26 protein-coding genes are annotated in these 25,167 nt (G+C 45.8%); 17 read left to right on the top strand and 9 right to left on the bottom strand.

From position 1 onward, the window contains the following. Window positions 1-510 precede the first annotated feature (510 nt). Window positions 511-1,596: a glycine oxidase ThiO gene (gene thiO / locus QZ918_RS24730; RefSeq protein WP_293339509.1), complete on the top strand. Its 1,086-nt coding sequence runs from the start codon at window positions 511-513 to the stop codon at window positions 1,594-1,596. Window positions 1,597-2,213: 617 nt separating this feature from the next. On the opposite strand, the gene QZ918_RS24725 is transcribed toward thiO, so the two are convergent. From QZ918_RS24725 to QZ918_RS24705, 5 genes are all read right to left on the bottom strand, one after another. Continuing rightward, a complete protein-coding gene (locus QZ918_RS24725) occupies window positions 2,214-2,681 on the bottom strand; it encodes a hypothetical protein (protein ID WP_293339506.1) in 468 nt (155 codons plus the stop codon). Continuing rightward, on the bottom strand, window positions 2,678-2,962 hold the full coding sequence (locus tag QZ918_RS24720) for a hypothetical protein (RefSeq protein ID WP_293339503.1): 285 nt from the start codon (window positions 2,960-2,962) through the stop codon (window positions 2,678-2,680). The genes QZ918_RS24725 and QZ918_RS24720 overlap by 4 nt, the downstream gene beginning before the upstream one ends. Next, window positions 2,943-3,776 carry a sulfurtransferase gene (locus tag QZ918_RS24715; RefSeq protein WP_293339500.1) on the bottom strand — a complete coding sequence of 278 codons (834 nt, stop codon included), beginning with the start codon at window positions 3,774-3,776 and terminating at the stop codon, window positions 2,943-2,945. Before QZ918_RS24715 ends, QZ918_RS24720 begins: the two co-directional genes overlap by 20 nt. Before the next feature lie 45 nt (window positions 3,777-3,821). Beyond that, window positions 3,822-4,247 carry an MAPEG family protein gene (locus QZ918_RS24710; protein WP_293339497.1) on the bottom strand — a complete coding sequence of 142 codons (426 nt, stop codon included), beginning with the start codon at window positions 4,245-4,247 and terminating at the stop codon, window positions 3,822-3,824. Window positions 4,248-4,342: 95 nt separating this feature from the next. Next, window positions 4,343-4,699: a DUF6220 domain-containing protein gene (locus QZ918_RS24705; protein WP_293339494.1), complete on the bottom strand. Its 357-nt coding sequence runs from the start codon at window positions 4,697-4,699 to the stop codon at window positions 4,343-4,345. 90 nt (window positions 4,700-4,789) lie between these two features. Here QZ918_RS24705 and QZ918_RS24700 point away from each other — a divergent pair, with 90 nt between their 5' ends. From QZ918_RS24700 to QZ918_RS24675, 6 genes are all read left to right on the top strand, one after another. Then, complete coding sequence (locus tag QZ918_RS24700; protein WP_293339491.1) at window positions 4,790-5,530, top strand: helix-turn-helix domain-containing protein; 741 nt, start codon at window positions 4,790-4,792, stop codon at window positions 5,528-5,530. Between the two features lie 129 nt (window positions 5,531-5,659). Then, window positions 5,660-6,757, top strand: a complete 1,098-nt coding sequence (locus tag QZ918_RS24695; RefSeq protein ID WP_293339488.1) for a fatty acid desaturase — start codon at window positions 5,660-5,662, stop codon at window positions 6,755-6,757. 129 nt (window positions 6,758-6,886) lie between these two features. Beyond that, window positions 6,887-7,879, top strand: coding sequence for a methyltransferase domain-containing protein (locus tag QZ918_RS24690; RefSeq protein ID WP_293339485.1), 993 nt, complete (start codon window positions 6,887-6,889; stop codon window positions 7,877-7,879). 193 nt (window positions 7,880-8,072) lie between these two features. Next, window positions 8,073-8,624 (top strand): hypothetical protein, encoded by a 552-nt coding sequence (locus QZ918_RS24685; RefSeq protein WP_293339482.1) that lies wholly within the window; start codon window positions 8,073-8,075, stop codon window positions 8,622-8,624. 264 nt (window positions 8,625-8,888) lie between these two features. Then, a complete protein-coding gene (locus QZ918_RS24680; RefSeq protein WP_293339478.1) occupies window positions 8,889-9,668 on the top strand; it encodes an SAM-dependent methyltransferase in 780 nt (259 codons plus the stop codon). A gap of 108 nt (window positions 9,669-9,776) precedes the next feature. Continuing rightward, window positions 9,777-10,106 carry a cupin domain-containing protein gene (locus QZ918_RS24675; protein ID WP_293152232.1) on the top strand — a complete coding sequence of 110 codons (330 nt, stop codon included), beginning with the start codon at window positions 9,777-9,779 and terminating at the stop codon, window positions 10,104-10,106. 297 nt (window positions 10,107-10,403) lie between these two features. On the opposite strand, the gene QZ918_RS24670 is transcribed toward QZ918_RS24675, so the two are convergent. After that, window positions 10,404-11,105 (bottom strand): Crp/Fnr family transcriptional regulator, encoded by a 702-nt coding sequence (locus tag QZ918_RS24670; protein WP_293152229.1) that lies wholly within the window; start codon window positions 11,103-11,105, stop codon window positions 10,404-10,406. Between the two features lie 45 nt (window positions 11,106-11,150). Between QZ918_RS24670 and QZ918_RS24665 the strand changes: the two genes are divergently transcribed. The 5 genes from QZ918_RS24665 to QZ918_RS24645 all read left to right on the top strand — a co-directional run bounded on the left by QZ918_RS24665 (window position 11,151) and on the right by QZ918_RS24645 (window position 16,543). After that, window positions 11,151-11,660: a CdiA C-terminal domain-containing protein gene (locus QZ918_RS24665; RefSeq protein ID WP_293339475.1), complete on the top strand. Its 510-nt coding sequence runs from the start codon at window positions 11,151-11,153 to the stop codon at window positions 11,658-11,660. Continuing rightward, window positions 11,644-12,675: a thiazole synthase gene (locus QZ918_RS24660; protein ID WP_293339472.1), complete on the top strand. Its 1,032-nt coding sequence runs from the start codon at window positions 11,644-11,646 to the stop codon at window positions 12,673-12,675. Before QZ918_RS24665 ends, QZ918_RS24660 begins: the two co-directional genes overlap by 17 nt. A 78-nt stretch (window positions 12,676-12,753) precedes the next feature. Continuing rightward, window positions 12,754-12,921, top strand: coding sequence for a photosystem II assembly protein Psb34 (psb34, locus tag QZ918_RS24655; protein WP_293152220.1), 168 nt, complete (start codon window positions 12,754-12,756; stop codon window positions 12,919-12,921). Window positions 12,922-13,492: 571 nt separating this feature from the next. After that, window positions 13,493-15,721 (top strand): tetratricopeptide repeat protein, encoded by a 2,229-nt coding sequence (locus tag QZ918_RS24650; RefSeq protein WP_293339469.1) that lies wholly within the window; start codon window positions 13,493-13,495, stop codon window positions 15,719-15,721. Between the two features lie 129 nt (window positions 15,722-15,850). Beyond that, a complete protein-coding gene (locus tag QZ918_RS24645; RefSeq protein ID WP_293152214.1) occupies window positions 15,851-16,543 on the top strand; it encodes a response regulator transcription factor in 693 nt (230 codons plus the stop codon). Between the two features lie 286 nt (window positions 16,544-16,829). Here QZ918_RS24645 and hemG read toward each other — a convergent pair whose 3' ends face one another. Next, window positions 16,830-18,296 carry a protoporphyrinogen oxidase gene (hemG, locus tag QZ918_RS24640; protein WP_293339466.1) on the bottom strand — a complete coding sequence of 489 codons (1,467 nt, stop codon included), beginning with the start codon at window positions 18,294-18,296 and terminating at the stop codon, window positions 16,830-16,832. A 29-nt stretch (window positions 18,297-18,325) separates the two neighbouring features. On the opposite strand from hemG, the gene QZ918_RS24635 reads away from it, so the two are divergent. Both QZ918_RS24635 and QZ918_RS24630 read left to right on the top strand, forming a co-directional pair. Further along, entirely contained in the window at window positions 18,326-18,493 is a 168-nt protein-coding gene (locus QZ918_RS24635) for a hypothetical protein (RefSeq protein WP_293339463.1), read from the top strand. Between the two features lie 45 nt (window positions 18,494-18,538). Continuing rightward, window positions 18,539-18,685: a hypothetical protein gene (locus QZ918_RS24630; RefSeq protein WP_293339460.1), complete on the top strand. Its 147-nt coding sequence runs from the start codon at window positions 18,539-18,541 to the stop codon at window positions 18,683-18,685. A gap of 20 nt (window positions 18,686-18,705) precedes the next feature. Here QZ918_RS24630 and QZ918_RS24625 read toward each other — a convergent pair whose 3' ends face one another. Together QZ918_RS24625 and QZ918_RS24620 are read right to left on the bottom strand one after the other, a co-directional pair. Continuing rightward, window positions 18,706-18,960 (bottom strand): DUF2811 domain-containing protein, encoded by a 255-nt coding sequence (locus QZ918_RS24625; RefSeq protein ID WP_293152247.1) that lies wholly within the window; start codon window positions 18,958-18,960, stop codon window positions 18,706-18,708. 736 nt (window positions 18,961-19,696) lie between these two features. Next, entirely contained in the window at window positions 19,697-20,356 is a 660-nt protein-coding gene (locus QZ918_RS24620; RefSeq protein ID WP_293339456.1) for a class I SAM-dependent methyltransferase, read from the bottom strand. Window positions 20,357-20,387: 31 nt separating this feature from the next. Between QZ918_RS24620 and QZ918_RS24615 the strand changes: the two genes are divergently transcribed. The 3 genes from QZ918_RS24615 (at window position 20,388) to QZ918_RS24605 (ending at window position 24,658) form a co-directional block, all read left to right on the top strand. After that, a complete protein-coding gene (locus QZ918_RS24615; RefSeq protein ID WP_293339453.1) occupies window positions 20,388-20,780 on the top strand; it encodes a hypothetical protein in 393 nt (130 codons plus the stop codon). 340 nt (window positions 20,781-21,120) lie between these two features. Next, entirely contained in the window at window positions 21,121-22,392 is a 1,272-nt protein-coding gene (locus QZ918_RS24610; protein ID WP_293339450.1) for an RNA-guided endonuclease InsQ/TnpB family protein, read from the top strand. A gap of 187 nt (window positions 22,393-22,579) precedes the next feature. Then, window positions 22,580-24,658, top strand: a complete 2,079-nt coding sequence (locus tag QZ918_RS24605) for a sensor histidine kinase (protein ID WP_293339447.1) — start codon at window positions 22,580-22,582, stop codon at window positions 24,656-24,658. Window positions 24,659-25,167 lie beyond the last annotated feature (509 nt).

Raw genomic sequence — 25,167 nt, 5'->3', positions numbered from 1 at the left:
AAGGTGCACGCACCAGCTATTAGTGTCAACAAATACGTCAAATGTAGCATGAGTCTGCTGTCTGACGATTAGGCCTTCGATCGCCCTGGCACCCCCCTTCTTAAGGGGGGGACAAGAGCGTCTTTGGTTCCCCGCAACGATTCGGGGAACAATAGCATCAAAGTCCCCCTTAAGAAGGGGGATTTAGGGGGATCGGGCCGAGCGTGAGAAACGAGAGATAAAAGTCTTTTAGGCGATTGTAGCATGAGTTTGTTATCTGACGATGAGGCCTTCGATCCCCCCTAACCCCCCTTAAGAAGGGGGGGACAAGAGTATCAAAGTCCCCCGACTATCAGGGGAAAAAGAGCATCAAAGTCCCCCTTCTTAAGGGGGATTTAGGGGGATCGAAACTAAGCGTAAAAGCAATATTTCTCATAAATTTTAGACGATTGTTGATACCAATCCATACCAACACCTTACTCTCAAGAAGATCCTGAGGTAAAACCAGCCAGAAAGTCCATAGAAAAGTCAATGAATTCATCTCAAGATATTCTGATTGTTGGCGGCGGAATAATCGGCCTTTCCCTAGCAGTTGAACTGAAGTTGCGAGGGGCTTCTGTCGCCGTTGTCACCGCCGATTCCAAACAACCGACGGCCCGGGCCGCAGCCGGAATGCTGGCGCCACAAGCCGAACAAATTCCCCCGAGTCCGATGCTGGAGTTGTGCTTGCAAAGTCGCGCGCTGTATGCTTCCTGGGTGGAACGGCTGGAAGAGATTGCGGGATTGAAAACGGGATATTGGCGATCGGGAATTCTCGCACCCGTCTGTCAAAATGAGCCTCAAAAACAGCCGTGTTTGTCAAACCTTAATTCTCAATGGCTGGACAGAGATGCGATTCGCCAACATCAATTTGGATTGGGTGATGAAGTAATTGGCGGTTGGTGGTATCCTGACGACGGTCAAGTTGACAACCGCGCTTTATTTCGGACGCTTCAAGCCGCAACTAAAGAATTGCAGATTGAGATTTTTCAAGATACTGCAAAGGAAATTATTCGACATGAAAACCGAGTTTTTGGCGTAGAAACAACAACCGGGAAATTGCAAGCAGACCGTTATGTTTTGGCGGCAGGGCCTTGGTGTGAGAAGTTATTGAATGTTCCGATTTTTCCCAGAAAGGGGCAAATGCTGTCAGTCTGCGTACCAGAAAATTCGGGAGTGATTCAGCCGCTGCAAACAGTTTTATTCGGGACTGGCATTTATATTGTGCCGCGTCAAGATGGCAGAATTATTATTGGCGCAACTAGCGAGAATGTGGATTTTACTCCTGGAAATACCCCAGCGGGAATTCAAAGTTTGCTAGCAGGAGCGATGAAGTTATATCCCGAATTGCAGAATTATCCGATTCTAGAGTTTTGGTGGGGATTTCGGCCGGCTACAACGGATGAGTTGCCGATTTTGGGCGCTTCTGCTTGGGATAATTTGACATTGGCAACTGGGCATTATCGCAATGGCATTTTGTTAGCTCCGGTAACGGCTAAATTGTTGGCTGATTTGATGTTGGAGCAAAAGTTAGATCCGTTGTTGGCTGCTTTTCATTATTCGAGGTTTGGATTTTAGTCATTAGTCATTAGTCATTAGTTATTAGTTATTAGTTATTAGTTATTAGTCATCAGGAAGAACCAAAAGTAGGGTGCATCGCGATCGACAATTTCTTGCATCCGATCGACAATCTCACTGCGACGCACCTGATAATATCAAGTCGGGTCGAGTAGTCTGAATATAGTAGGGGCGGGTTCACCAACAATATTGGCTAAAAATAGACCCTCTCAAAAACCCGCCCCGGCCTATGTATAATGGTGAATTTACCGAACACGATCTAACTTTTTACAGCGCATCAAAACATTTTTTAACCTTAATCTTGCGGGACTGACGCATTAATATCATGTCTCTTGATTACGCTAATAAAAATGGTTCGTCCGCAAAAGCGGACTTAAGTCCGCAGCCAGAGAGCGGACTTAAGTCCGCACTACGAACCTTACTGCAAAAGCGGACTTAAGTCCGCAGCCAGAGAGCGGACTTAAGTCCGCACTACGAACCTTACTGATTGCGGTTAAGCGATCGGACACGATATAAGATAAAATAAACCGAGTTTTTGACTTAATCTGTAGGTGACAGCGCGTCTTTTCGTCCATCAAACCCGGTTTCTGACTGCGCCTGCACCAACAATATCCCGATCAGTTTGCATCCTTTCTTTTCGGTTGGTTCAATTCCTTGCATTTAGCTAAAGCCAAATCGTAAGCATTTTGGTAATCTTTACCGCCTAACATCAAATCGCCGTAATATTCATAGGGTTGATTCCCATAAACCGGCAACGGATCGTCTTCTGGATAATCTTCTTTTGACTCATCTAAAATTGCTTTAAGTTTCTTCACGCTCAAGCGGTGCGCGGGGAAGTAATGAATGTCACCTGCACTTTTAGCGAGATGGGGAAAAGTTGGGTCAACAATTCGATCGCCTATTTCAATCCAGCCATACTCAATGGGTTTGTAGGGCGCTCCCGGTGCAGCTAAAAATCCTTGGACGTAGATTGCGCCCTCGGTGCTTAAGGCTGCTTTACAAGCATTGTCAAAGCAGTTTTTAGCGTTGCTTTTAATGCGAGTGGCGATTTCAATAGAAAGCGTCTCATCTAACAGTTCAGTCATAATATCTGCGAGTTGCGCGTGCGACTAGATTGTAGCAAGTTGGAGCTGTCTTTGAACACAAAAAACGCGCACTTGCGATCGCTCTTCAAATTCCCGTTTCTAGGAGTCCCTCCACAATCCTCTGCGGTGGTGGATGTGTCCAGTTTGGCTTCCGGGGGCGGTTTGTCAAAGGCACAGGGGGGGCGATCAAGCCCGGAAAGTCGATCGCCCGCATCAACTTCCCGGCCAATAAAAAGATTTTGGAGTCGCGCAATATGTGATTTATTGCTCGATGGGTACATCAGTTAGACGGCTCCACTCATTCCACGATCCATCGTAGTTTCGGACGTTGGGATAGCCCAGTAAATACTTCAAAACAAACCAGGTATATGCAGAACGTCCACCAATAGCACAGTAAGGAAACACTTGCTTGTCAGCCGTAATCCCCTGGTTGCTGTAGAGAGTGTATAACTCCTCGGCTGACTTAAAAGTTCCATCTTCATTCAGAGTGAGAGTATGCTCAAGATGCACCGCCCCCGGAATATGCCCCCCGCGTTCGGCCCCTTCTGGTGGTTTTAGCATAAATACTTCGCCACAGTATTCTTGAGGGGTACGGACATCCAGCAACACGCAATCTGTCCGATTAAGAGATGCCTGAACCTCTGCTTGTAGAACCCGCAAATTCGCATCTGGAGATTTTGCACGGTACTGAGTGGGTGCGAAGCTTGACAACTCTGATGTCAGCGGATAACCTTCTGTTACCCATTTCTGATATCCGCCGTTGAGTACATATACTTTGTCATGTCCAAATAATTTCAACAGCCAGAAGATCCAAGCTCCTGTAGCGGGATTACTACCGCAAGCAATCACAGTCGTTTCAGGGAAAATTCCCGATCGCGACAGCAATTTTGCGATCGCAATTGGATCTAGATTTATGCCGAGATTAGGTGTGAGAATATCTGCAAAAATATTCCAGAAAACTGCACCAGGAATGTGAGCATCTTTGTATGGCTCTGGATTCATATCAACTTCAACCACACGCACAGTCGGATCGTTGAGACGATCCATCAGCCATTTCGTATCTACCAAAACTTCTGGGTGAGTATATTGAGACATCGGTTTTATCCTGTCATTTCCATTAAAACTAAATGAAGCGCGTACCTATGTAGCAAAGTGGTTAAATGCTGCACGGATGGCGATGAACCACACCATCAGGGTTGAGAATAGGTAGAGGTAGAACCTCAGCAGGATCAGATTGAATGTACAATGAACGATGCTGTGCAAAGCGCGAAAGCCAACGAAGATCCAAGCCGCATTCACATAAACTGCATCTACCTGGTTGGTGATGAAAAGGTATAGCACCAGCGCATAAAATAGGACGGGAATCTCGAACAAATTCTTGAAATTATCGGACGGATTTGATACCTCTGGTGGTGAGATTTGTGCCAGCATACCAGGTACAGCTAGCTCCTTCGGGTCGAGCTTTGTATTGTTGAGGAAAGCGATCCGGCGGATGTAGAGATAAACCCAGACTACCAGTGTCACAAACACCATTGTAAAGAAGGGACTGAAGATTGCATTTTGCATGATTTTTACCTATCAAACTCGCTCATTCTGAAGATGGGCGGGCGATAAAATACGCCCTACGCTATGTACAAGACTTGAAGAAACAAAGACTAACTTCAACAGTTGACAGTTGACAGTTGACAGTTGACAGTTTGTAGGGGCGGTGTCCCCGTGCCCGCCCTCTCGCTTAAGTCAGAGGATTGGAGTAATGAATAGTCCGATCGTAATTTCTCCCTCGAAGGCGGGCGGGCTTTCAACCAATTCTTTCCCAGTAATAATAATGACAGGCTGCTATATCCTCGGACTAGCCAAACATGAATATCCCACCACGCAGGATTGACAAAGTAAGCTACTCCAACGGTTAACAGTTGAGCAATCAAGCAGAGGTTAAAGACGACTGAAGTCGCATAAAAGCCGATCGGCATCCAACGCATGGGAGTGCGATCGCGATCAATTTCGGAATTGATGGTCATGTCACGTTATTTTTGATACTGTTGATAATATAAGCTGAGTAATTCAGCGCTCGTAGACCCCGATCGGGTACACTTTTAGCGACCGCGACGATGACAAATTCCTTACAGCCTTTATTTGAAGCAATCAATCAAGTCAAGAATGAACGAGATCTGCGATCGCAAGTCGTGCCGCAAATCGGCGAGTATTTTGCCGCTTTGCGATCGGGAGTCTTTTTCTTTGACCAACTGCCTTTGTTAGATAAAAAAAATCATAAAACGCTGGAAATTGCACTATCAATAGAACACAATCCTATTGCACGTTATCTAGTTGAGCGCCATTCTCCAGTCCACGAAGCACTGGTAACATCACCCAAAGTTTGGACAATGATTTGTCCTCGCCCCGATCATTGGCACGTGATGGCGGGGCCGATTGTAAGTTGCGGTAAATTAGTGGGTGTATTTGGATGCACTCGGGAACAGTCAATGCCTGCTTTTGATACACAAAATCTAGCTGATTTGAGTGGAATTTGTTTGCACTTATCTGTCTGGAATGCAACAGTGCGCGCGGCGAAGCTATCGGGCATAGAATTGCCATACCAGCCTTTCAAAACCAATCGCTTAACGCCTCGTGAATTGGAAATTGCCGAGTTGGTGGCTTTGGGACGAACTAACGCCGAAATAGGGACTGAACTTTGGATTACTGAAAATTCTGTGAAGCAAGCGCTGAAGCGAATGTTCCGCAAGCTTGAGGTTTCATCCCGCGCCCAGATGGTGGCACAACTTTCTGCTACAAAATACGAGCCTAGTGTCAAGCAGTCTGTATCAAATTTGGTACTCAATGGCGATCGATAACATTTTGCTTGCGCCCTCACCGATTAACCAGCCGTATATGTAGTATGATATAATTTGATATTCTGTCAATCACCTGCAATCTAAACTAGATTCTCAGCTAAGCACTTATCCACACTACAGACATACTGAATGAAAAGCGCGATCGAAAAGTCGGATTTTGTGTTGCTTCCTTACATGAAAAGTAACAATCTCAAAGCTAGTTTCCAATTATCTAATACAGTAATTCCCTATATATTTCTATGGTTTTTAGCATTTAAAGCTGCTGCCATTTCTGTATGGTTGCTGCCACCGATAATCCTGTTGATGACACTCTTTTCAGGACGTTGTTTCTCATTGATGCACGATTGCGGACACTATTCTCTGTTTAGTTCCAAAAAAGTCAATCGCACTGTCGGTTTTCTGCTAGGTATCATCAATGCAATTCCTCAGTACCCCTGGTCTAGAGGACACGCTTACCATCACAAAAATAATGGTAACTGGGATATGTACCGAGGCCCTTCGGCGTTAATTTCCACCGAAAAGTTTGCGGCACTCAGTCCATTTAACCAAAAAATCTATCAATTGCTCAGACACCCGCTGATGCTGTTTCCTGGTGGCTTTTTCTACCTGATTATCAAACCAAGACTCGCGCTAATCTTGGGAATTGCTGGTTTTATCCGACATACTTTTGATTGTCTAAATCAAGATTTAGGTATGGGTTTATCTAGAATAATTGCCTCCTACAAATCCAAACATTGGTATACGACGGCTGAGTTTTGGGATTTACTCTTCAACAATATTTGTGTGGTGGGTAGCTGGCTTTATCTGGGTAACTTACTTGGGTTTGGGTTTTTCTGGAGTGTGTACTCAATTGTGATGACTTGTTCGGCGGCGATATTTATCTGCATCTTCTTTGTGCAGCACAATTTTGAGGGTTCCTACGCTCACAAAACAGAGGGCTGGGACTATCTGCTGGGCGCGATCGAAGGCAGCAGTTATCTAAAATTACCAGCTATTCTCAATTGGTTTTCGGCTGATATTGCTTACCACAATATTCATCATCTCTCTGAGCGAATTCCTAATTACAATCTTCGGGCGTGTCACAATGCTAATCTGCACCTGCTTGGTAATTCAAGAATTCTGACAATTCGCGAGATTCCTGATTGTTTTAAGTTCATTCTTTGGGATGCTGCTTCAGATAGTCTGCAATCGATCGAATTATTTAGAGAGCAAGCAAAAATAATTTGATTCCGGTAACATAGAAATCCTTCGACAAGCGAGCAAGCTGTCAACTGTCAACTCTGAGGGCGGGCACGGGGGCACCGCCCCTACAAATATCCACTGCTGTACATTCTATTTTGGAGATGGGGTAAAAAAATGAATTTATTTGTTGTTGTACTTGGAGTTTTGTTTGTACTGCTGGCGATCGCCCTTACGCTCTATTTAATCGCGGCTCGCCCTTATCAATCATCCGACTCCGTGGCCAATTCCTACGACGAATGGACAGAAGACGGCATTTTGGAGTTTTATTGGGGCGAACACATCCACTTGGGCCATTACGGTGCACCGCCACAACGCAAAGATTTCCTCGCAGCTAAATCGGATTTTGTGCATGAAATGGTGCGCTGGGGAGGCTTGGATAAATTACCGGCTGGTACTACCGTCTTAGATGTGGGCTGTGGAATTGGCGGTAGCAGCCGCATTCTGGCGCAGGATTATAAGTTTGCAGTTACTGGAATTACTATCAGCCCGCAGCAAGTTAAACGCGCTCAAGAATTAACTCCCCCAGAGCTCGATTTGCAGTTTCGGGTGGATGATGCTATGGCGCTGTCGTTTCCAGATGCGAGTTTTGATGTGGTTTGGTCGATCGAAGCTGGGCCGCATATGCCAGATAAAGCCGTGTTTGCGAAAGAGTTGATGAGAGTCGTCAAGCCCGGTGGCGTGCTGGTTGTAGCTGACTGGAATCAAAGAGACGATCGCAAAATCCCGCTCAATTTCTGGGAGAAACCCGTAATGAAACAACTGCTGGATCAATGGTCGCATCCGGCTTTTTCAAGCATTGAGGGCTTTTCAGAACTTTTAGAAGCAACGGGCTTTGTAGAGGGCGCTGTAACCACGGCAGATTGGACGCAAGAAACCCTTCCTTCATGGATAGATTCTATCTGGCAAGGTATAGCTAGACCGGCCGGATTAGTACGTTTTGGTGTATCGGGTTTCATCAAGTCTCTGCGAGAAGTACCGACTCTTTTACTAATGCGTTTAGCATTTGGTGCGGGGCTTTGCCGCTTTGGAATGTTCCGCGCGCTCCGAGCAAATTCGGCGGCAGAATTAACAGCAGCAAGTTCCAGTAAAACGATGACGGGTGTTTAGCGATCGCCTGAAAAATCAAAAACTGTCAGAAGGTATCCGCTCAATAAATCGGGGTAGACTACCGTGTTTGGAAAGATTTTGGGATGTTTGAGGCTCGTTAGTGAGCGATTTCCCCCGATTTATTTAGCTAATACCTTTTTCAGATGATATAATGTATGCAGTCTTAGAGTTGACTTTAAACAAATAGATTGCTATGACAGAGGATTTTCAAAATGATGTCATCAAGGCTGTTAACTGCGAAGTAAATCTTGGTGAATCTGTTTTAGATGCATATATGCTGCTTCCCAGTCGTGAGAAGCGCTTGGGTGTTGAGAATATAGGAGCTACTTTGGGATACTTAGATAGCTTCTTTTTCGAGCGAACAAAACGGGGAACTGAAATACTGAAAACCTTACATAGCATGGGTTTTTCTGGCGAACTCATTTGGGTGGATATTATTGGCGAAGGTGATGACAAAAGAGGTTCTTTTTTTATAAAAACTCTTAGCATTCGAGATTTCGTAAAACTGATTACTTACGAAGCTACAATTAAACGCAACTTAAAAGCTATTATTTTATTAGCTGCTTTTGCTGAAACAGGTTTAGAGCGAATTTTGGAAGATGCTTTTGCAGGAAGGTCTGTAGATTTTATTCTTGAAAAAATTGTTCATTACAGCAAATGGACGTATGAGGAGCGGCAGGAGGTTTTTGCGTATAACCGCGAGGAGGTACGAGCTTTGCGTATGGGGCCTTCTGCCTTCCCTTGATTGCTGCGGGCCGTTCCCGATATTGTAGGGTGCGTCAGCCTCTTTAAATCTTTTAGATAAATGCAAGAATCTAGGAGGCTGACGCACCCGGCGCGATCGTATAAATCGCGCTATGGTAGGGTGCGTCAGCATTTCTCAATCCTTGGGATAATTCTCAAAAATTCCGGAGGCTGACGCACCCTACGTTTGAATCTGAGCTAGCTCATAGAAAGCTTTCGGAGAATTTGGCAAACTGAGAGTAAGGTTAAATAGGAGGTCAAATCAATGACCAATACTACTCTCAATTTACAGACTGCACCCGGCCATGAAGTGCTAGCGGCGGCTGGTAAGAAAATGCTGAGGCCGGGGGGAAAAGCTGCTACCAAAATGTTATTTGAATGGGCGGATTTTCAAGCAGGCGAAACTGTTTTAGAGTTGGCTGCTAGTTTTGGATATAGCTCGATCGCCCTTGCTGAACGTTTTGGTGTAAAAGTAGTGGGAGTTGAGAAAAATGCCGACAGTGTGGCGCGCGCTCGTGCTAATGTTGCAGCAGCGGGTTTGGGCGATCGAGTCCAAATTGTCGAAGGAGATATTTTTCACTTGGATCGGATTTCCCAAGAGTTTGATTGGGTGTTGGCTGAAGCTATCCTGACGATGCAGTCAGGGTGGGGGAAAGCTAAAATTATATCGGGAATTTGCGATCGGCTAAAACCGGGCGGCAAGTTTCTTTCTCACGAACTTTTAGCCAGAAACCGAGAATCAGAAATTCACAAAGCTTTGTCGGAAGTGATTCGGGCTAATTCCACGCCGTTGTCTGAGTCGGGCTGGATTGCGGTTTGCCAAAATGCGGGTTTGCTGGTAGAAAAGTGTCAAACTGGGGCGATGGGACTCCTCAACTTGCGGCGGATGCTTGAGGATGAAGGGTTTGCGGGCACTGTGCGAATTTTGTGGAATGTTCTAAGTAAAGCGCAAATTCGCGATCGGGTTTTAGCAATGCGTCGAGTTTTCCAGCATTACCAACAGGATTTAGGCTACATCATCATCTGTGCCAAAAAACAATCTTAAACCTGTTTCCAAAAAGAATCCAACTATAGCCTCGATTCTCAACCTTAATTCATCAGTCATCCCAATTCAAAATCCAAAATCTAAAATCGCATTAGGGAGTCAAAAATTATGACTGCTACCATTTTACCGCTACAATCTTCAGCAATCCAACTCAGAGACACTATTGAATATCCCGCCGCCGGAGTGCTGACGAAAATTTTAGTCAAAGACAATAATTGTCAGCATACTTTAGTTTGTCTCGCTGCGGGTTCGGACATTGCCGAACACAGTTCGGCGCGGAATGCCACAGTTAATGTACTCGAAGGAAAGGGAATTTTGACTCTGGAAGGCAAGGATATTGTCTTGGAACCGGGAGTGTTTGTATTCATGCCCGCTCGCGCTCCCCACGCTTTGAAAGCTGAAGAAAACTTGGCATTTATTTTGACATTTTCCGAGTGAAATAATACCGGGCGAATGGAATTCGTGAGAATAATACCGGGCGAATGAAATTCGCGGCTACACAAACAAAACCCGCCTCCGCGGGTTGAAGAATGAGTGGTTAAAATTACCTAATCTTCAGTCCGCGTCGGCGTCCTGGGGTTTTTATAGACGCGGTTTCAACCGCCGTCTTACTTCAGTCCGCGTCGGCGTCCTGGGGTTTTTATAGACGCGGTTTCAACCGCCGTCTTACTTCAGTCCGCGTCGGCGTCCTGGGGTTTTTATAGACGCGGTTTCAACCGCCGTCTTATCGGATTGTTAATCTATTTCATCTCCAGAGGCGAGATTCTCCAATTTTCCCCAATCCAACACAGTAATTTTTCCCCCTCGACTGTAGGATACAAACGGCTTTAGTTTCTTAAACAACCGCACGCATTCTTCATAGGTGATGCCAATACTGCGAGCAATTTGATAGTAGGGAAAACGTTTTTCTAAACATACACTATTATCCACAATATTCGTACCTTGCTCGATCGCAAAGTAATGAATGAATCTCGCCAGCCGCACGATCGCCCTTTCCGACACCAAACCGTGTACAGTCTCGTGCAGTTGCTGCAACCGCTGGTTAAAAACCGCCAATATTCGCAAAGCAATCTCAGGATTTTGCCGAATTGCTGCTAGCAAAAATTCCCGTTCTGTGGTAAGAACTTGCACGTCAGTTTCTGCCGTCACCGTTGCCAGCGCAACTCCGTTACCCAGCAAAGCAGGTGCGGCAAAAATATCTCCCTGAAATAAAGTGCGTAAAATTGTTTCTTTGCCCGCCGCCGCTGTTTTTGCTACGCGCAGCGAACCGCTCAAAAGCGTGTATAATTTTTCGGGGATGCGATCGCCCTCATACATCACAACTTCTCCCTGTCGGTAAGTCCGAATTGCTGTATGTTCTTGCAATCGCTCTAATTCAGTTCGGTTTAAGCTGGCAAATATGCCAATTTGAGCCAGTTGCTCGACAGTTGCTTTCATGCAGTTAACTCTACTATATCGAAGTCTAATAAGAGTACAATAACGGTGAATCCAGAATATATTCAGCAAAGCAAAGCCATCTACGAAAATGCAGAACCCGAATATCGGCGATATTATTTTGATGAGGTAGCTGGCGGATTTGTGCTAATTCACCAGCAACACAATCTTAATAATTCGGAAATCTTTCTGGCGGAAGTTTTGGCTAAAATAGGGAAGAGAGTTAAAATGTTGAGCGAGCAAGCAGCAGAGGGTGTGAGAACGCCAGATGCTGAGATTGACGGTGAGATTTCCGAATTTAAGGAGTTGACAAAATCTACTAAAAACATCAGATACCGACTTCAAGAAGGAATCAGCAGGGCAAAGAATCAAGGTGCAGCAGCCGTTATTATTCAAATCAACCGAGATAGTTATGAATTTTGGAAGATAAACGATGGCATCAGAAAAGCTTTTTATTGGGACGAAAGACAACTTATCCAGAATATTATATTAGTATTCAACAGCGAAGAAGTACAACAGATTACTAGGGAGGAATGGGAAAATGGAAGACGTTTTTAATGAATTTGAAGAAGTTATACAAACCGGCTTAAAAAATAATATGCCGCGAGATGCTAAATTGATTACAGTTGGGCAAATTGTTTACGCAGTTACGCGCGATGAGCTGACAAATAAAGAAGGTTGGCAGCTTGAAGAGATGATGGGTGGCAGAACGCAGTGGGAACAAGCACTTGAGTATAGTATTTTTGGCTATCCAGTAGATACAGCAACTCCATCTTTTGACAAACCTCTAATTATTGCCGGCAAGACTTTTCATTCTCGCTTGATGACGGGGACGGGAAAATATCGCAGCATTGCCGAAATGCAGCAAAGTGTCAACGCTAGCCGGTGCGAAATTGTGACTGTGGCTGTGCGGCGAGTGCAAACAAATGCTCCCGGTCATGAAGGATTGGCGGAGGCTCTTGATTGGACTAAAATTTGGATGCTGCCCAATACTGCTGGTTGTCAAACTGCGGATGAGGCGGTTAGAGTGGCTCGTTTGGGTAGGGAAATGGCGAAGCTTTTAGGGCAGGAAGATAATAATTTTGTCAAGTTAGAAGTGATTCCGGATGCTAAATATTTGTTGCCAGATCCGATCGGCACTTTGCACGCCGCAGAGCAATTAGTCAAAGAAGGTTTTGCCGTTTTGCCTTACATCAATGCCGATCCGCTGCTGGCAAAACGCCTAGAAGAAGTCGGTTGTGCGACTGTCATGCCTTTAGGTTCGCCCATCGGTTCGGGGCAAGGGATCAATAATGCTGCCAATATTCAAATCATTATTGACACGGTGAATATCCCTGTGGTGGTGGATGCAGGGATCGGCACTCCCAGCGAAGCAGCCCAAGCAATGGAAATGGGCGCCGATGCACTGTTGATTAATTCTGCGATCGCCAATGCTCAGAATTCTCCGGCCATGGCAAAAGCAATGGGAATGGCCGCAGAAGCCGGACGTTTAGCGTACTTAGCAGGAAGAATGCCGGTCAAAGATTACGCGATCGCCTCTTCTCCTCAAACTGGTACTGTCACTTCTAAATAAATTCCTCGATTTATCAGAGCGCTTGATAGTGTTTTTTGGTACAGTAATGGAAATCAAAAATATCGAGGATTGTTGCCCATGCCTTATACTACCGAAGAAGACGGACGCTTGAACAACTTTGCCAAAGAGCCGAAGATGTACGACGCCATACCTCCCAACAAGAACCAGCAACGGAACTACATCATCCTGGGTGTTGCAGGAGCCTTGTTAGTCGCTGGTTTGGTGTTTGTGGCTGCTTCTGTGTAAAAACTGGGCTGAGACTCAAAGCTGCTTCAAATCACAATTTTAAATAATTATTCGACAAACCATGTTTCCCTACCAAGGTCAACATGGTTTTTGTGTTTCAATAAAAAGCAGGTAGTCGCAATAGTCCTGAAGCGTGCCTCGCGAGCTGGAAAACTATCATAAGACAAGCAGAAATTGGGTTTTTTCCTCTGGGCCGTCAAGTTCAGGGACTTGGGTGGCAATTAATCAGACGCGAGCGTCAGTAGATTTGAGATTTTCCATTTTTCGATTTGAGATTTACTCTATAGATAAATCTCGGAGATTGAACAGGAGTCTGAAATTTTAAGATCGACACTCCTGAGGCTCGCGGGCTTGCAACCTTTTTGGGCGAGCCACCAATATAAAATTGCTAATCAAAAATCTATAATCCTTTGGTCATCATCGGTGCGATTGACTATTCTTCGTGACTGGCGTTGTGAGCTACGAGCATCGAGATTTTAACTCTCAACTCTCAATGCTCAATTCTCAACTCTACAATCTACACTTCCAAATCTAAAATCTATAATCTAAAATCTATAATCGCCAGACCGTGATGTCTATTCCTTCCCAAAAAGTTTCTAGCTCTAACAAGCAGATCTATCAACGCTTGAAACAGGCGATTGACCTCAACTTACGCCGTCAAATTTTTATTGCCGCCTGCGACGACTTGTGTTTGCGGGACTGTCTGGCAGCCCGCTTGCAGGCAGAATTAGCCGCCGAGGGCGCCGACTCGATTTCTCGTCCCTACCCGATCGACTATCCCCGATTTGTCAGTTTGGAACTCGACGTGAGCGATCCCAATCCTTGGGACTCGATCGCCGCATGGCTGACTCAACACCCACTGCCCCTCCAAGGCGGCAGCTACAGCCGTTTGCCGGGATTTCAAATTCTCGGGGCCGAACACCTGACCAGGCACTCACCAGCCGTGCAGTGGTCGTTCCTGAGCTATTTGAGAGACATCGAGGCAAACCTGCAAATGTGCGAGTCTACTCTGTTGCTGTGGGTGTCGCGCCCTTGGCTGAGTTCGATCGAGCAATCGGCCCCGGAATTTTGGCAATGGCGCACCGGAGTATTTGAGTTTGAAGGCGAACCAACTCCAGCTAAGGGCGACTTCGGGCACTCGGAAGACTTGGGAGACTCGGAAAACTTCGGAAACTTGCGGGACAACGGAGACTATGGCGACAAACTTTCAATATATTTAAAGTCTTCTGAAGAATCCTCAATTCCCGATTCCGCATCTCCAATTCCCGATTCCCCATCTCCAATTCCCGATTCTGAACCCGCCACAACAGATTCTAAATCCGTCGAACTGGCAGATTTGGTGCTAGCAGCGGCCTCCCAGGAGTTGGAAGTAGAAGATAATCCCGCATCGGAAGACAATTTTCTGCCGCTGCAAACCCTGCAATACATTGCATTGCTGCAAGAACATGAGTGCTGTTCCGAAGCTTTGGCTTTGGCTTATCACAGTTTGGGAAATTATTACCGCGATCGAATTCTGGGCGGAGATTCCTCCCCGCAAAATTTGACAATTGCCATTCGCGCGATCGAGCAAGTGATTGCATACCTCGAACTCGACGACAACTCCCAGGAAAATCAACCACTAACCGAGGAATGCGCGCGGCTAATTTCCCAATTGACACAAAACTTAACTCAGTACGCCGAAGAGTCCCACAGCCTACCGCCAATTTCCGATCTGATCAACGATCTCGGTACTTTTTACTGGATGCTGTCGCGCGATCGCACCCAGCATAACGCAGCCGATCCGGTATCCTGCCTCGAACGCAGCATCGCCCTCTACCTTGAAGGTTTGAACCGCACAGATGCCGACAGCGCACCCCAAACCCGCGTGAGATTAAACAAAAATTTGGGCATCGCTTCGGCAGATTTAGCCCGCTATCAAGACAAGACAGAGAACTTGCAGCAAGCAGTTGCAGCTTACCAACAAGCGTTACTGGATCTAGACCCGGCAGCAGAGCCCCAGCAGTACGCGGCGGCTCAGAATAATTTGGCGACAGCATACTGGAATTTAGCTCAAGATGGTCAGCCGATCGTCTATCTCAAAAGCGCCATCGCCGCTTACACCGAAGCCCTTGGCTGTTACAGTCCCGAACGAGAACCGCTAAACTATGCCGGAGTCCAAAACAATCTCGGTACCGCTTGCTGGAACCTCGCCCAGCACGAACCCTCAGAACTCTTGTTAGTCAGGGCGATTGATGCCTACCGCGAAGCCTTGAAATACCGCACCCGAGAAATAGTACCCGCAGCAGCAGCCGCCACCTACAACAATCTCGGTACCGCTTATTGGCATTTGGGGAACCAGTTCCAGCAGAAACAGGCCCGGACGGAATCTTTACAGCAGGCGATTACCGCCTACGAAACTGCACTGGATATCGCCGGCCAGCTCGATCGATCCCAACTCACCTTTGACACCTGGGCCGCCCGCAACAATCTCGGACTAGCCCACTATCAACTAGCCACAGACCTCGATTTTGGCACCAACAAAGCCGCCCAAACCAGCCATTTAGAAGCAGCACTGCACCACCAGTTGCAAGTGTGTGCCGAATGGGGACAACATCTCAACGACAAAGGGTTAACATATGGAGATAAACTTAACCTGCAAGCCCCGCCAAACTCTCAAGCTGCCGATTCCCGGCAAACAGCATTGAGTTATATTGTTAAAACGATTAGAGCTTTCTATAGTGAATGTGGGCTGCAAGGCCAAAATCTAGCCTTATCCAAAGTGCCCGGAGATTTATTGCCTGAAATCTTGCGTAGGTTATAAATATGGCTATAAATATGGCTATAAATATGGCTACAACTATTAAAAGCTCAATTTTTTCGAGATTTGTATCCAGTTTTCTATTATTATGGCTGAATATTCTTGCCTAATTCTTCAAACAAAGTTGTGGTCATGGCCCCTGTAAAAATCCTTGTGGTTGATGACGACCCGGCAATCCGAAATTTAATTCACCGTTTTTTGAGCCAGCAAGGTTATCAAGTTGAGTCGGCCGCAGACGGTCAGACTGCTCTGGAATTATTTGAGCAACTCAATCCTGACTTAGTAGTTCTAGATGTAAATTTACCCGATACTACTGGCTACAAACTCTGTCAAGAAATGCAAAAACGGACGGGCGTGTTTGTGTTGATGCTGACCAGCCGAACCGATGAAGCTGACAAAATGAAAGGGTTTGCCGAAGGTGCTGACGACTACATTACTAAACCTTTTAGTCTTGTAGAAATTGGAGCTCGCGTTGCAGCAATTTTGAAGCGCAAACGCATTGTTACTCCGGCTCAACAACAAAGTCTGACCTTTGGACAGCTACTAATAGATCCCGTCCGGCGCGAGGTAATTCTCGACAGTCAGATAGTTGCTTTGACGGCTTTAGAATTCGACCTGCTGTACTGTTTGGCAAGCAAACCCGGTCGCGTATGGAGGCGATCGGAATTGCTGCAAGAAGTCTGGGACTACGAGTATGTGGGAGCCGATCGCGTGGTGGATGTCCATATCGGTCAAATTCGCCGCAAAATTGAACCAGATACGAATCAAATCTCAATGATTCAAACCGTCCGGGGAGTGGGTTACAAGTTTGAACCAAAAACCTAGTAGTATTAGCCATTCGGCAGCCGGATCTTTAGACACAAGGCTGTAGGCAGGTTAACCAAATATCTTCGATTGATATCCAGGATATTTGTCAACCGGGAGCATCTGAAATTTTTGGAAAAATCATTTTTTCTGTGAGTGCTGTCCCCGCTCGCGAGTTGTATAATACTCGCGAGCCGGGACAGCACTACAAATACAAAAGAGATGCTCCCTATAAACCTGCCCTCCCACGCCATAGGTAAGATCCGCTCCTAAGCATCCGGAGCAACTCAAAACTCAAAACTCAAAACTAGCGATCGTTCAAATATTCGCTTACTTGCACCGCCCGCTCAAAACCCCTCCGCACGCAATCTCCCAAAGCCACACCGCCAAAGTAGTTGGTGCACAAATACATCCCCGGCAAAGATTTTAAGCCCCGATCGATCTGTTCCAGGCGATCGAAATGACCCAAATTGTACTGAGGAATCGCCCGCTTCCAAATTTTCACAGTCAATACTTTTGGCTGCGCCGCCTCCGGCTTCAGCAAAATCTGAGACAAATCTCGGTGCACCTCCCCAACAATTTGCTCGGCGTCAAGATTGCCAATTCCCGAATCAGTAGCCCCGCCGATATAACTCGTGAGAGTTTGCCAGCCCGCAGGGGCGCGATCGGGAAATAAACTCGATGTCCAAATCGTCCCCAGAGTGCGAATTCCCTGCCCTCTCGGAATTAAATTTCCAAATCCCACTAATTTACCCCTGAGATCCGACATCGGATATGCCAATACAACGGAGGCAACCGCAGGATAAGTAAAAGCTTGTAAAGCGCTGCTAACGGACGGTTGCAGATTTTGTAACAACTCGGCTGTAACATAGGCCGGCGTTGTCAAAACCACGGTTCGGGCCTCAACTTCCTGCTGTCCGTCGGGGGTAGAAAATACAGCTATGTAAGTGTCGCGTGGCGTGCGATCGAGTCGAGTCAGGTGCCAGTTGAGTTTCACTCGATCGCCCAAGTTCGCAGCGATCGCCTCTGGCAGAGCCTTCAACCCCCCTTTAAACGAACCCAACTCCCCCGGCTTAGTCTGAGGAACATTCGGATCTGCAACAATCTTTAGCCCCCCCTTACCAAGGGGGGGTTGGGGGGGTCTTTTCCTAGCAGAAAGCAGCGCCCCCGCCACTAGCCCGCCACCTGCATCAGCCATCTTTGTTACCCGGCCAAAAGCAGCCGCCGCGCTAAGTTGTTGGGGATCGCCCGCATAAACCCCAGACACAAAAGGTTCCACCAAACGCTGCATCACTTCCTTGCCCAGATGACGGCGGAAAAATTGAGAAACAGTTTCCTCATCACCCTGTTGGGAAAGTCCATCGCCCATTGCCGGTAGCACAAACCCCAAAGCCCCGAACAGAGCCCGCAGTTTCCCCGGAAAACTCAACAACCCAGACTGAATCATCGCCCCAGGAGTCATCGGCACCGGTTGCAACTTCTTGTCCCAATAAACAAAACGAGGCAATTTGCGATCGGCAAAAATCAACTCTTGCTTCAAGCCGACATCCACAGCCAACTTCAGCAACTCCGGCGTCGGCGAAAAACTATTCGGGCCCTCCTCCCAGAGAAACCCCTCCCCTGTCGCAGTCGTGATATTCCCGCCCACACGTCCCTGACTCTCCGCCACCAAAATAGCCCGAGGCGATGCACTCGTTGCTTCCTTGTGAAGTGCGTGTGCCAAACTCAAACCACTAATCCCCGCACCCACAATCAAAGTATCTAAAACTTCCATCTTACATATATAAAAATATCGCAATCTTTATGTTACATGGGTTTGCATGGCTTGCCCTCTTTGCTATACCGCAAAACCGCTTGCAGATTAACGAATCGGGAATCGGGAATCGGGAATTGGGAATCGGAAATCGGGAATCGGAAATCGGGAATCGGGAATTGGGAATCGGGAATTGGGAATTGGGAATCGGGAATTGAAAATCGGTAAATTCTCCCGTATTTCTAAAGCATTGTTCTCAAAAATTGTCGATTAATCTCCCCCTCTCCCCCAATCTCCCAATCTCCCAATCTCCCAATCTCCCCCAACTGTCAACTGTCAACTGTCAACTGTCAACTGTTGAACCCTCTCCCCCAACTGTCAACTGTCAACTGTCAACTGTCAACTGTTGAACCCCTCTCCCTCTCTTTAACTAAAAAGGACTTACATTATTGCTGTGCAAGTCTTGAGGCGATTGAAACAGAGTTTCAAGATAAACCCTGGCAGCTTGGCGGTAGCTGCGGGAAGCTTCCGGCGTACCGCTATCGGCATTCTGCAACAAAAACAGCGACAGGGAGGCGGAGAATACTCGATCGAGATCCCATTCGGGATGAGTTTCCAGGTAAATTTTGAGAGAATCGTGCAGCGTTTCGGGAATTTCGGCAAAAATACTGACTGTTGGGTTCATCATTTTTTAGTCTCGCTAATAAATTGAAAATAGAACCCCTTTTCGGCCGGATACAGGTACAGGCACAGCCGAAATCAGAGCGCTTTTTTTAGGTCGGTCGCATCATTGTGCGTATCAATCGGTGGGTTTGTCAATGTTGCAAAATATTACAAAGTCCTTTATGTAAAAAAAAGATTTACGCAATAATAAGCCTTTTAAGGCTTTTTTGTTACATAAGTTTACATATGAGAGGTTTATATCAGGGATTTGGCAAGAGGTTAACGAAATCCCCAATTCCGCAGGAAGATCCGACCGTACCGTTAATTTCTGTGGAAAACTTTTTCAAATCTGTGGAAAACCTCAGACTTGCCTGTGGAAACGCTGTGGAATGTTGAGGGAAAAGTCAGGGAAAAAATAAGAATTGCAAAGGGGATTAATGGGTCATGGGTCATTGGTCATGGGTCATTGATCCTTGGTGTTTTCAGGCATTTTCGCCCGATCGAGCCCGATCGAACTTGCACCCCCAGCCCGACAATATTGCCTTTCTCAAAAAGATGAGGTACATAAGGCATAGGGCTGGAGTGGCTTCCGTGGGCATACTTTACTTTTTCGAGAACCGCCATAGCCTTTCGAGCACCAAACCCCAACAGTCATTTTATTTTTGAATCTGAAATTTATCTTTTACTTTTCCTGATGGCCGATTGTCAATTAAGGAAATTAATTCGGCTGACAGAGCGCCACTAAAAATACTAAAAATTTATAGATTTTCAGGTTCTCCCTTGAATTTACTAGAACATAGCATTGATTTCCAAATATAGGGACACCGACCAGCAAATTTAAAATTAATGTCGGTATATCCTTCTGTAGTCAATAATTGAGTCAGGGTCTTTACTGAAAAGAATTTAATGTGTCCGTTGTCCCAAAGCACGGTAAAATGTTTGTCTAACTTGCCAGAAACAGCTAATATCAGGTTTTTTAAATAGCCGTGATAGGGTGTGGAAATAATTAGCACACCTCCCGGTTTTAGACATAGTTTGGCATTTTTAGCCAGTTCTTTTGGATAAAGTAAGTGTTCGATTACTTCAATGGCTAAGACAACATCAAATGAGTTCAGCATATCGGTATCGGGGAGTTCATAAATATCTGCTTGGATAAACTGACACTCTGGGAAACTTTGACGGGAGATGGCAATTCCGGGTGCAGAAGTGTCAACGCCGACAACTTCGCAGCCGTGCTCTGCGATGACGTGACTGAGGCTGCCATTGCCACAGCCGAGATCCAAAACTCGGAGTTTTGTCGGGCTGGCATTTTGAACAGTCGCCAGCATTTCTAGAAGGGGAGATACCAAATAAGCGTGATGATATCTGGGACGGTTGTTTGTGTAATAATACGTATAATTGGTGGAGTTTTTTTTCATCGCTCTATGAGACTATTGTCGAGGTCGCAAATTGACGTGGGGTGAATGCACTGTTTGGGCTAATGTTCGTCAGAATTACGGTTGTGAGAGTCGATCGACGACTCGATCGTCTCATTGTTTGACAGGTAAATTATTGTTACCGCATCAATCCTATGTCACAAAAAATCTTTCCCAGGGTGCAAAATCTCGCATCGCCCATTTGATGGGGTATCCCTCGAAGGCATTCGCGAATGCCAAAGTGCGATCGAGCCAGAAGTCTCTCTCGATCGCTAGCCCGAGACACAAGTTTTTGCCTCTTAACTTCCCTCGCAACCGTGCATCTATGCGATTCTACCTTCAACCCACTGCCGTCTGTCAGCCTGAAAGATTTTACCCCTGGGCGATCGGCTGCAAATTGAGCCGAGAATTGAAAATGGAAGTGTGATTCAAATCACAGCCATTTGCCCAACAAATTGCTGAGCATCTTTAAGTAAAGACTGGTTATCAGACGTGCAAAATTTCTGCCTAAATCCCTCAAATCTCCGTATCTCGCTCCCATTATTGCAGCCATTCATCCAATTTTTGTCTCAGACGGTTGTGCCAATCCCCTCTCGCCTTTATTTTCGATCTCACACCTACTTTTACATTGGCTTGTAGTGGAATTTTATCAAATGGTTCTTCATTGTGTGGGAGAAAACCTAATCTATTGTGCCTTTTGAAAGTCATTGACATTTTCTATTAGCTGTTGATATATTTGCAGATATACCTGCAAATAGGGTAAAACAATGTACAGTCTGAAACGAGAGCTAAAACTGAATAATAAAGAACGCTCTTTGCTAGATGGCTGTGCAAGTTTGGCGAGGCTTGTTTATAACTTGCGATTATCCATACTAACCCAGTCATGGCAATTTGAAGAAATCAAAGCCAGTGATTATCAACAATTAGCTGACATTCAGAAAGTCTTTACCAATCAGGTAAAAATCAAGCCTGAGTATGCTTGGATAAAAGGCTATCCATTAGCTATCTATCCATCAGCACTGAATAATTTAGGTAAAGCTATCCAAGGGTGGCGACTAGGTAAATCAGGCTTGAATCGATTCAAATTTAAAAAGAAAGGTGATAGTTTCACCAGCAAAAAAAAATCAGGAGTATATCCTGCAAAGGGTGAAGCAATGATGCCATTTACTAATCGCCAAGTCCGACTCAAGAGGAAGCAAAGCACAATCGCTGGTTTGGAAAAATTCAGACTCAAGCAACCAATAGCATTTGTGAGTTATAGCAAAACATTCACTATCTCTAGGGCAGCAGACAAAGGGTTTGTCTCCTGGAATCTGCCTGTTGATGACAAAAATTTACACAGAGTGCATCAAGTTCAGACTGTTGGTGTTGACTTCGGTGTCAAATGCTGTGCCACGTTGTCAGATGGCTTATTCACGATCGCACCACAAATCCTGAAAATATCAAAAATCAAGCTGAGCAAAGATCGGTGGTACAACCGCAACCAGAAATCAGGGAACCGTACTCAAACAATTAGAGCATTTAACAATGGCTGGAAATACTACCAAAAATTACCAATAAAACCCGCAGATATTGCTAACCTCAGACGAATTTTGGGGCAAAAAAAAATAACAACTGATATTATCAGCCGAAAATACTACCAGATTCGGATTGAAGACCTCAATATCTCTGGCACGATCGCTAATCAAAAATTAGCGATCGACCTGGAGACCTTAGGTATTGATGAATTCCGCAGAATTTTGACCTACAAAGTGGCATTTTGGGGAACCAAGGTAGAACTGGTTGACAGGTGGTCTCCTTCGTCTAAAACCTGTTCTTGCTGTGGCAATATTCAGCGAATGCCTCTCAAGGAACCTGTATATAGCTGCGATCGATGTGGTGTTTCCCTCAATTGCAATCTAAATGCAGCAATAATTCTGGAAAATGCCCGCCAGAGCATTGTACCTGAGGCAAGCGCCCAATTAAGGCCTGCGAACAACAAGATGCCGTCATCCTTGCTTGAAGCAGAAAGCAAACGTCAATTTAAGCCAAATGCTTGATTTGAGTAAGTTTTGTGTTGCACACTTAGAATCGAGATTACTACAGTGGCTTCTATAATTGTGTTTAAATGTTGTTTTGAAGCTGTGTTGTCTGGTCAGCAGGGCACCCTAGACCGATTCGCGCTTTCCGTCTGGTTGATTGCACTATGGTCGCTGTTGGTGTTGCACCTTAATTTTGATATGTCCTATGGTTAAGTTAGGTCAATCCTCCTTTCGCCGTATTTTACTGTCGCGGATTTTGTTGCTCAGCGTACCTGTTCTACTGGTGGGGGAGTATGTTACCTATCGCAAGGCACGCTCGACGCTTCTGGAAACTGCTCGTCTAAACTTGACAGAAAGTGCAGTCAGAAAAGCAGAAACTATTGAACAGTGGTCGAAATCGCTGAAGTCTAATCTGATCGGCGCTTCGGAAAACTCAATGTTGCAGTCTGTAGAGCCGAAGGATTATCAAAAGTTTATCGCGCAATTAGGGCAGCGGTTGCCAGCCCAGGTTGATTGCTTGCAATTGACTAATGTACAGACAAATCAAGTGATAGCTAGCACTTGCGGGCAGCAGCCGATTCAGTCGCTACCTGCCAAGTTTTGGCCGCCCGTGCAGCAGCAGCAAACTCTGCTGGATGACAAGAGCGTTTACATCAGTCTGTCGTGGCCTCTCCAGCGACAGGGAAAAGCCAGCAGCAAGAAGGTGGCTTCGGGTGCTGAGGATTTTCCAGATGCGAGTAAAGAAGCTCGCGACAGCCAAGTGAGTTTGGTGTTGAGCGCTCCAGTTTACACTCGTCGGGGCAACACCCGGCAGTTGAGTTATGCTTTGAGTTTGCAGTCGGCCCTGCCGGTGCAAACCAGTGCTCCGAAGGGTTCTCTAGCTGGCTATACGGTGGCTATCGACCAAGATGGGACGATTTTGGCGCATCCGAATATCAACCGCGTGGGCCGCAATATCGATGCTGAGGCAGATGCCGATCGACTAAAAAGTATTCTCAGAAGGGCGATGGCTGGCGGACAGGCTTTTCTCCACCTATTTTCCTTTGAAAGAAATGGCGTAGAGTTGCTAGCAGGATACGCTGCTATCCCGAGTCCTTCAACTAGAAAGGAGAACAGCAAGTGGGTTATTTTAGCTGTCTCTCGTTTAGATTATGCTCTGTCAGGTTTGGAAGATATTCAGCAAGTTTTATTTAATTTAATTGTAGGTTTGGTTGCTGCTAGTATCATCGCGACTTTATATCTGTCTCGCGACTTAGCGCGTCCTTTGGAAAAACTGAGAGACTACGCGCAGACAGTGGATACAGCAGAAGCGCCCCTAGCAGTGCCGGAAAATTTCCAAATTAGAGAATTCAATCAACTATCAGAAGCTCTCAACAGCATGGTACAGCGCCTCAGAACCTGGGCAGGAGAATTGGAAATCGCAACCAAGGAAGCGCAAGTTGCCAATCAGTTAAAAAATGAATTCTTGGGAAATATTTCTCACGAATTGAGAACGCCACTCAACGGAATTATTGGTTTTATTCAAATTGTGCGTGACGGCTACTGCGATGACCGAGATGAAGAGATGGAGTTCTTGCAGCGCGCCCACGACTCTTCAATGCAATTGCTCAATATTATTAATGATATTTTGGACATTGCTAAAATAGAATCTGGCACTTTCTCCCTGATGTTAGAAGTAGTTGATATTACTCAGGTACTTGAAGACGCGATTGATTTGCAAGCAGCTCAAATTGAGGAAAAAGGTTTAAAATTAAACTTGCCACCTCCTCACGATCCGATTATTGTTCATGCAGATCCGGAGAAGCTAAAACAGGTATTTTTAAACGTGTTGAGCAATGCGGTTAAGTTTACAGAGTCGGGCAGCATTAGTATATCTGTGCGGTTAGAAGCCAGGACTAATTCTGGTAGTTTTAACGGGAGTGTGCCGGAAAATGCGTTAGCGCAGCCCTCGGAGAGGATCGCCAACAACACCCAAAGCGATTGGGTGGTTGTGACAATTAAAGATACCGGAATTGGTATAGATCCCGAGCAGCAGCAGAAATTGTTTCAACCTTTTGTGATGGCGGATGGTTCTACAACTCGCAAGTTTGGCGGTAACGGTTTGGGCTTGGCTATCTCCCGAAGGATCATGGAATCTATGATCGGAAGCATTACCCTGCACAGCGCGGGCGTGGATCAAGGTACTGCGGTGATGATTTCTTTGCCGGTCAATCAGCAGTCAAGTTTTTATTTTCACAGCCCGGACTTGGTAAAGGATAAGGGAAATTTCAAAAGCTATGAGTGATATTATAGCCTTTCAAGCTCTCATATGAGGTACTCATGGGCATTGGGCATCGGGCATCGGATTCCGTGGAAATTGGATTGGAACCCCTGTACCTCACCACGCTTGAGAACCGCTATATAACTGTTCTGAGTTTGTAGTGCGGACTGAAGTCCGCAGCTTTTTGCGGACTGAAGTCCGCACTACGAACTAATCTTACTGCGGTTAATCGATCGGACACAATATAATTGGCAATTAGTAATTGCCACAGGAGCAACTTTTGAAACGCAAGCTTTTCGTTGGTTGCCGAGTGATTTTTTCCAAATTGATTTTTCCCGATTGCTAAAGCGTACCTCTTTTTTCTGAAAACTGCTATATATAGCCTTTCTCAAAAAAATGAGGTATTACTAACGCTCTTTTGTCACTCCAGAAAAATAAAAATTGCAGCCAACTGATGAAACTTATACTCAATGGGCAATCTGGCGATCGCAAACTGATAGGAACCCATACCTCAAGCTCAAAAGGGGAAAGTC

The sequence above is a fragment of the Microcoleus sp. CAWBG58 genome (genome assembly GCF_020883045.1).
Lineage (GTDB): Bacteria > Cyanobacteriota > Cyanobacteriia > Cyanobacteriales > Microcoleaceae > Microcoleus.
This window is presented reverse-complemented; position numbering and strand designations above follow the sequence as displayed.

Excerpts from the sequence above, each read along its gene's own strand:
- thiO (WP_293339509.1), top strand. The coding sequence starts at position 511 with ATGAATTCATCTCAAGATATTCTGATTGTTGGCGGCGGAATAATCGGC.
- QZ918_RS24725 (WP_293339506.1), bottom strand. The coding sequence starts at position 2,681 with ATGACTGAACTGTTAGATGAGACGCTTTCTATTGAAATCGCCACTCGC.
- QZ918_RS24720 (WP_293339503.1), bottom strand. The coding sequence starts at position 2,962 with ATGTACCCATCGAGCAATAAATCACATATTGCGCGACTCCAAAATCTT.
- QZ918_RS24715 (WP_293339500.1), bottom strand. The coding sequence starts at position 3,776 with ATGTCTCAATATACTCACCCAGAAGTTTTGGTAGATACGAAATGGCTG.
- QZ918_RS24710 (WP_293339497.1), bottom strand. The coding sequence starts at position 4,247 with ATGCAAAATGCAATCTTCAGTCCCTTCTTTACAATGGTGTTTGTGACA.
- QZ918_RS24705 (WP_293339494.1), bottom strand. The coding sequence starts at position 4,699 with ATGACCATCAATTCCGAAATTGATCGCGATCGCACTCCCATGCGTTGG.
- QZ918_RS24700 (WP_293339491.1), top strand. The coding sequence starts at position 4,790 with ATGACAAATTCCTTACAGCCTTTATTTGAAGCAATCAATCAAGTCAAG.
- QZ918_RS24695 (WP_293339488.1), top strand. The coding sequence starts at position 5,660 with ATGAAAAGCGCGATCGAAAAGTCGGATTTTGTGTTGCTTCCTTACATG.
- QZ918_RS24690 (WP_293339485.1), top strand. The coding sequence starts at position 6,887 with ATGAATTTATTTGTTGTTGTACTTGGAGTTTTGTTTGTACTGCTGGCG.
- QZ918_RS24685 (WP_293339482.1), top strand. The coding sequence starts at position 8,073 with ATGACAGAGGATTTTCAAAATGATGTCATCAAGGCTGTTAACTGCGAA.
- QZ918_RS24680 (WP_293339478.1), top strand. The coding sequence starts at position 8,889 with ATGACCAATACTACTCTCAATTTACAGACTGCACCCGGCCATGAAGTG.
- QZ918_RS24675 (WP_293152232.1), top strand. The coding sequence starts at position 9,777 with ATGACTGCTACCATTTTACCGCTACAATCTTCAGCAATCCAACTCAGA.
- QZ918_RS24670 (WP_293152229.1), bottom strand. The coding sequence starts at position 11,105 with ATGAAAGCAACTGTCGAGCAACTGGCTCAAATTGGCATATTTGCCAGC.
- QZ918_RS24660 (WP_293339472.1), top strand. The coding sequence starts at position 11,644 with ATGGAAGACGTTTTTAATGAATTTGAAGAAGTTATACAAACCGGCTTA.
- psb34 (WP_293152220.1), top strand. The coding sequence starts at position 12,754 with ATGCCTTATACTACCGAAGAAGACGGACGCTTGAACAACTTTGCCAAA.
- QZ918_RS24650 (WP_293339469.1), top strand. The coding sequence starts at position 13,493 with ATGTCTATTCCTTCCCAAAAAGTTTCTAGCTCTAACAAGCAGATCTAT.
- QZ918_RS24645 (WP_293152214.1), top strand. The coding sequence starts at position 15,851 with ATGGCCCCTGTAAAAATCCTTGTGGTTGATGACGACCCGGCAATCCGA.
- hemG (WP_293339466.1), bottom strand. The coding sequence starts at position 18,296 with ATGGAAGTTTTAGATACTTTGATTGTGGGTGCGGGGATTAGTGGTTTG.
- QZ918_RS24635 (WP_293339463.1), top strand. The coding sequence starts at position 18,326 with ATGTTACATGGGTTTGCATGGCTTGCCCTCTTTGCTATACCGCAAAAC.
- QZ918_RS24625 (WP_293152247.1), bottom strand. The coding sequence starts at position 18,960 with ATGAACCCAACAGTCAGTATTTTTGCCGAAATTCCCGAAACGCTGCAC.
- QZ918_RS24620 (WP_293339456.1), bottom strand. The coding sequence starts at position 20,356 with ATGAAAAAAAACTCCACCAATTATACGTATTATTACACAAACAACCGT.
- QZ918_RS24610 (WP_293339450.1), top strand. The coding sequence starts at position 21,121 with ATGTACAGTCTGAAACGAGAGCTAAAACTGAATAATAAAGAACGCTCT.
- QZ918_RS24605 (WP_293339447.1), top strand. The coding sequence starts at position 22,580 with ATGGTTAAGTTAGGTCAATCCTCCTTTCGCCGTATTTTACTGTCGCGG.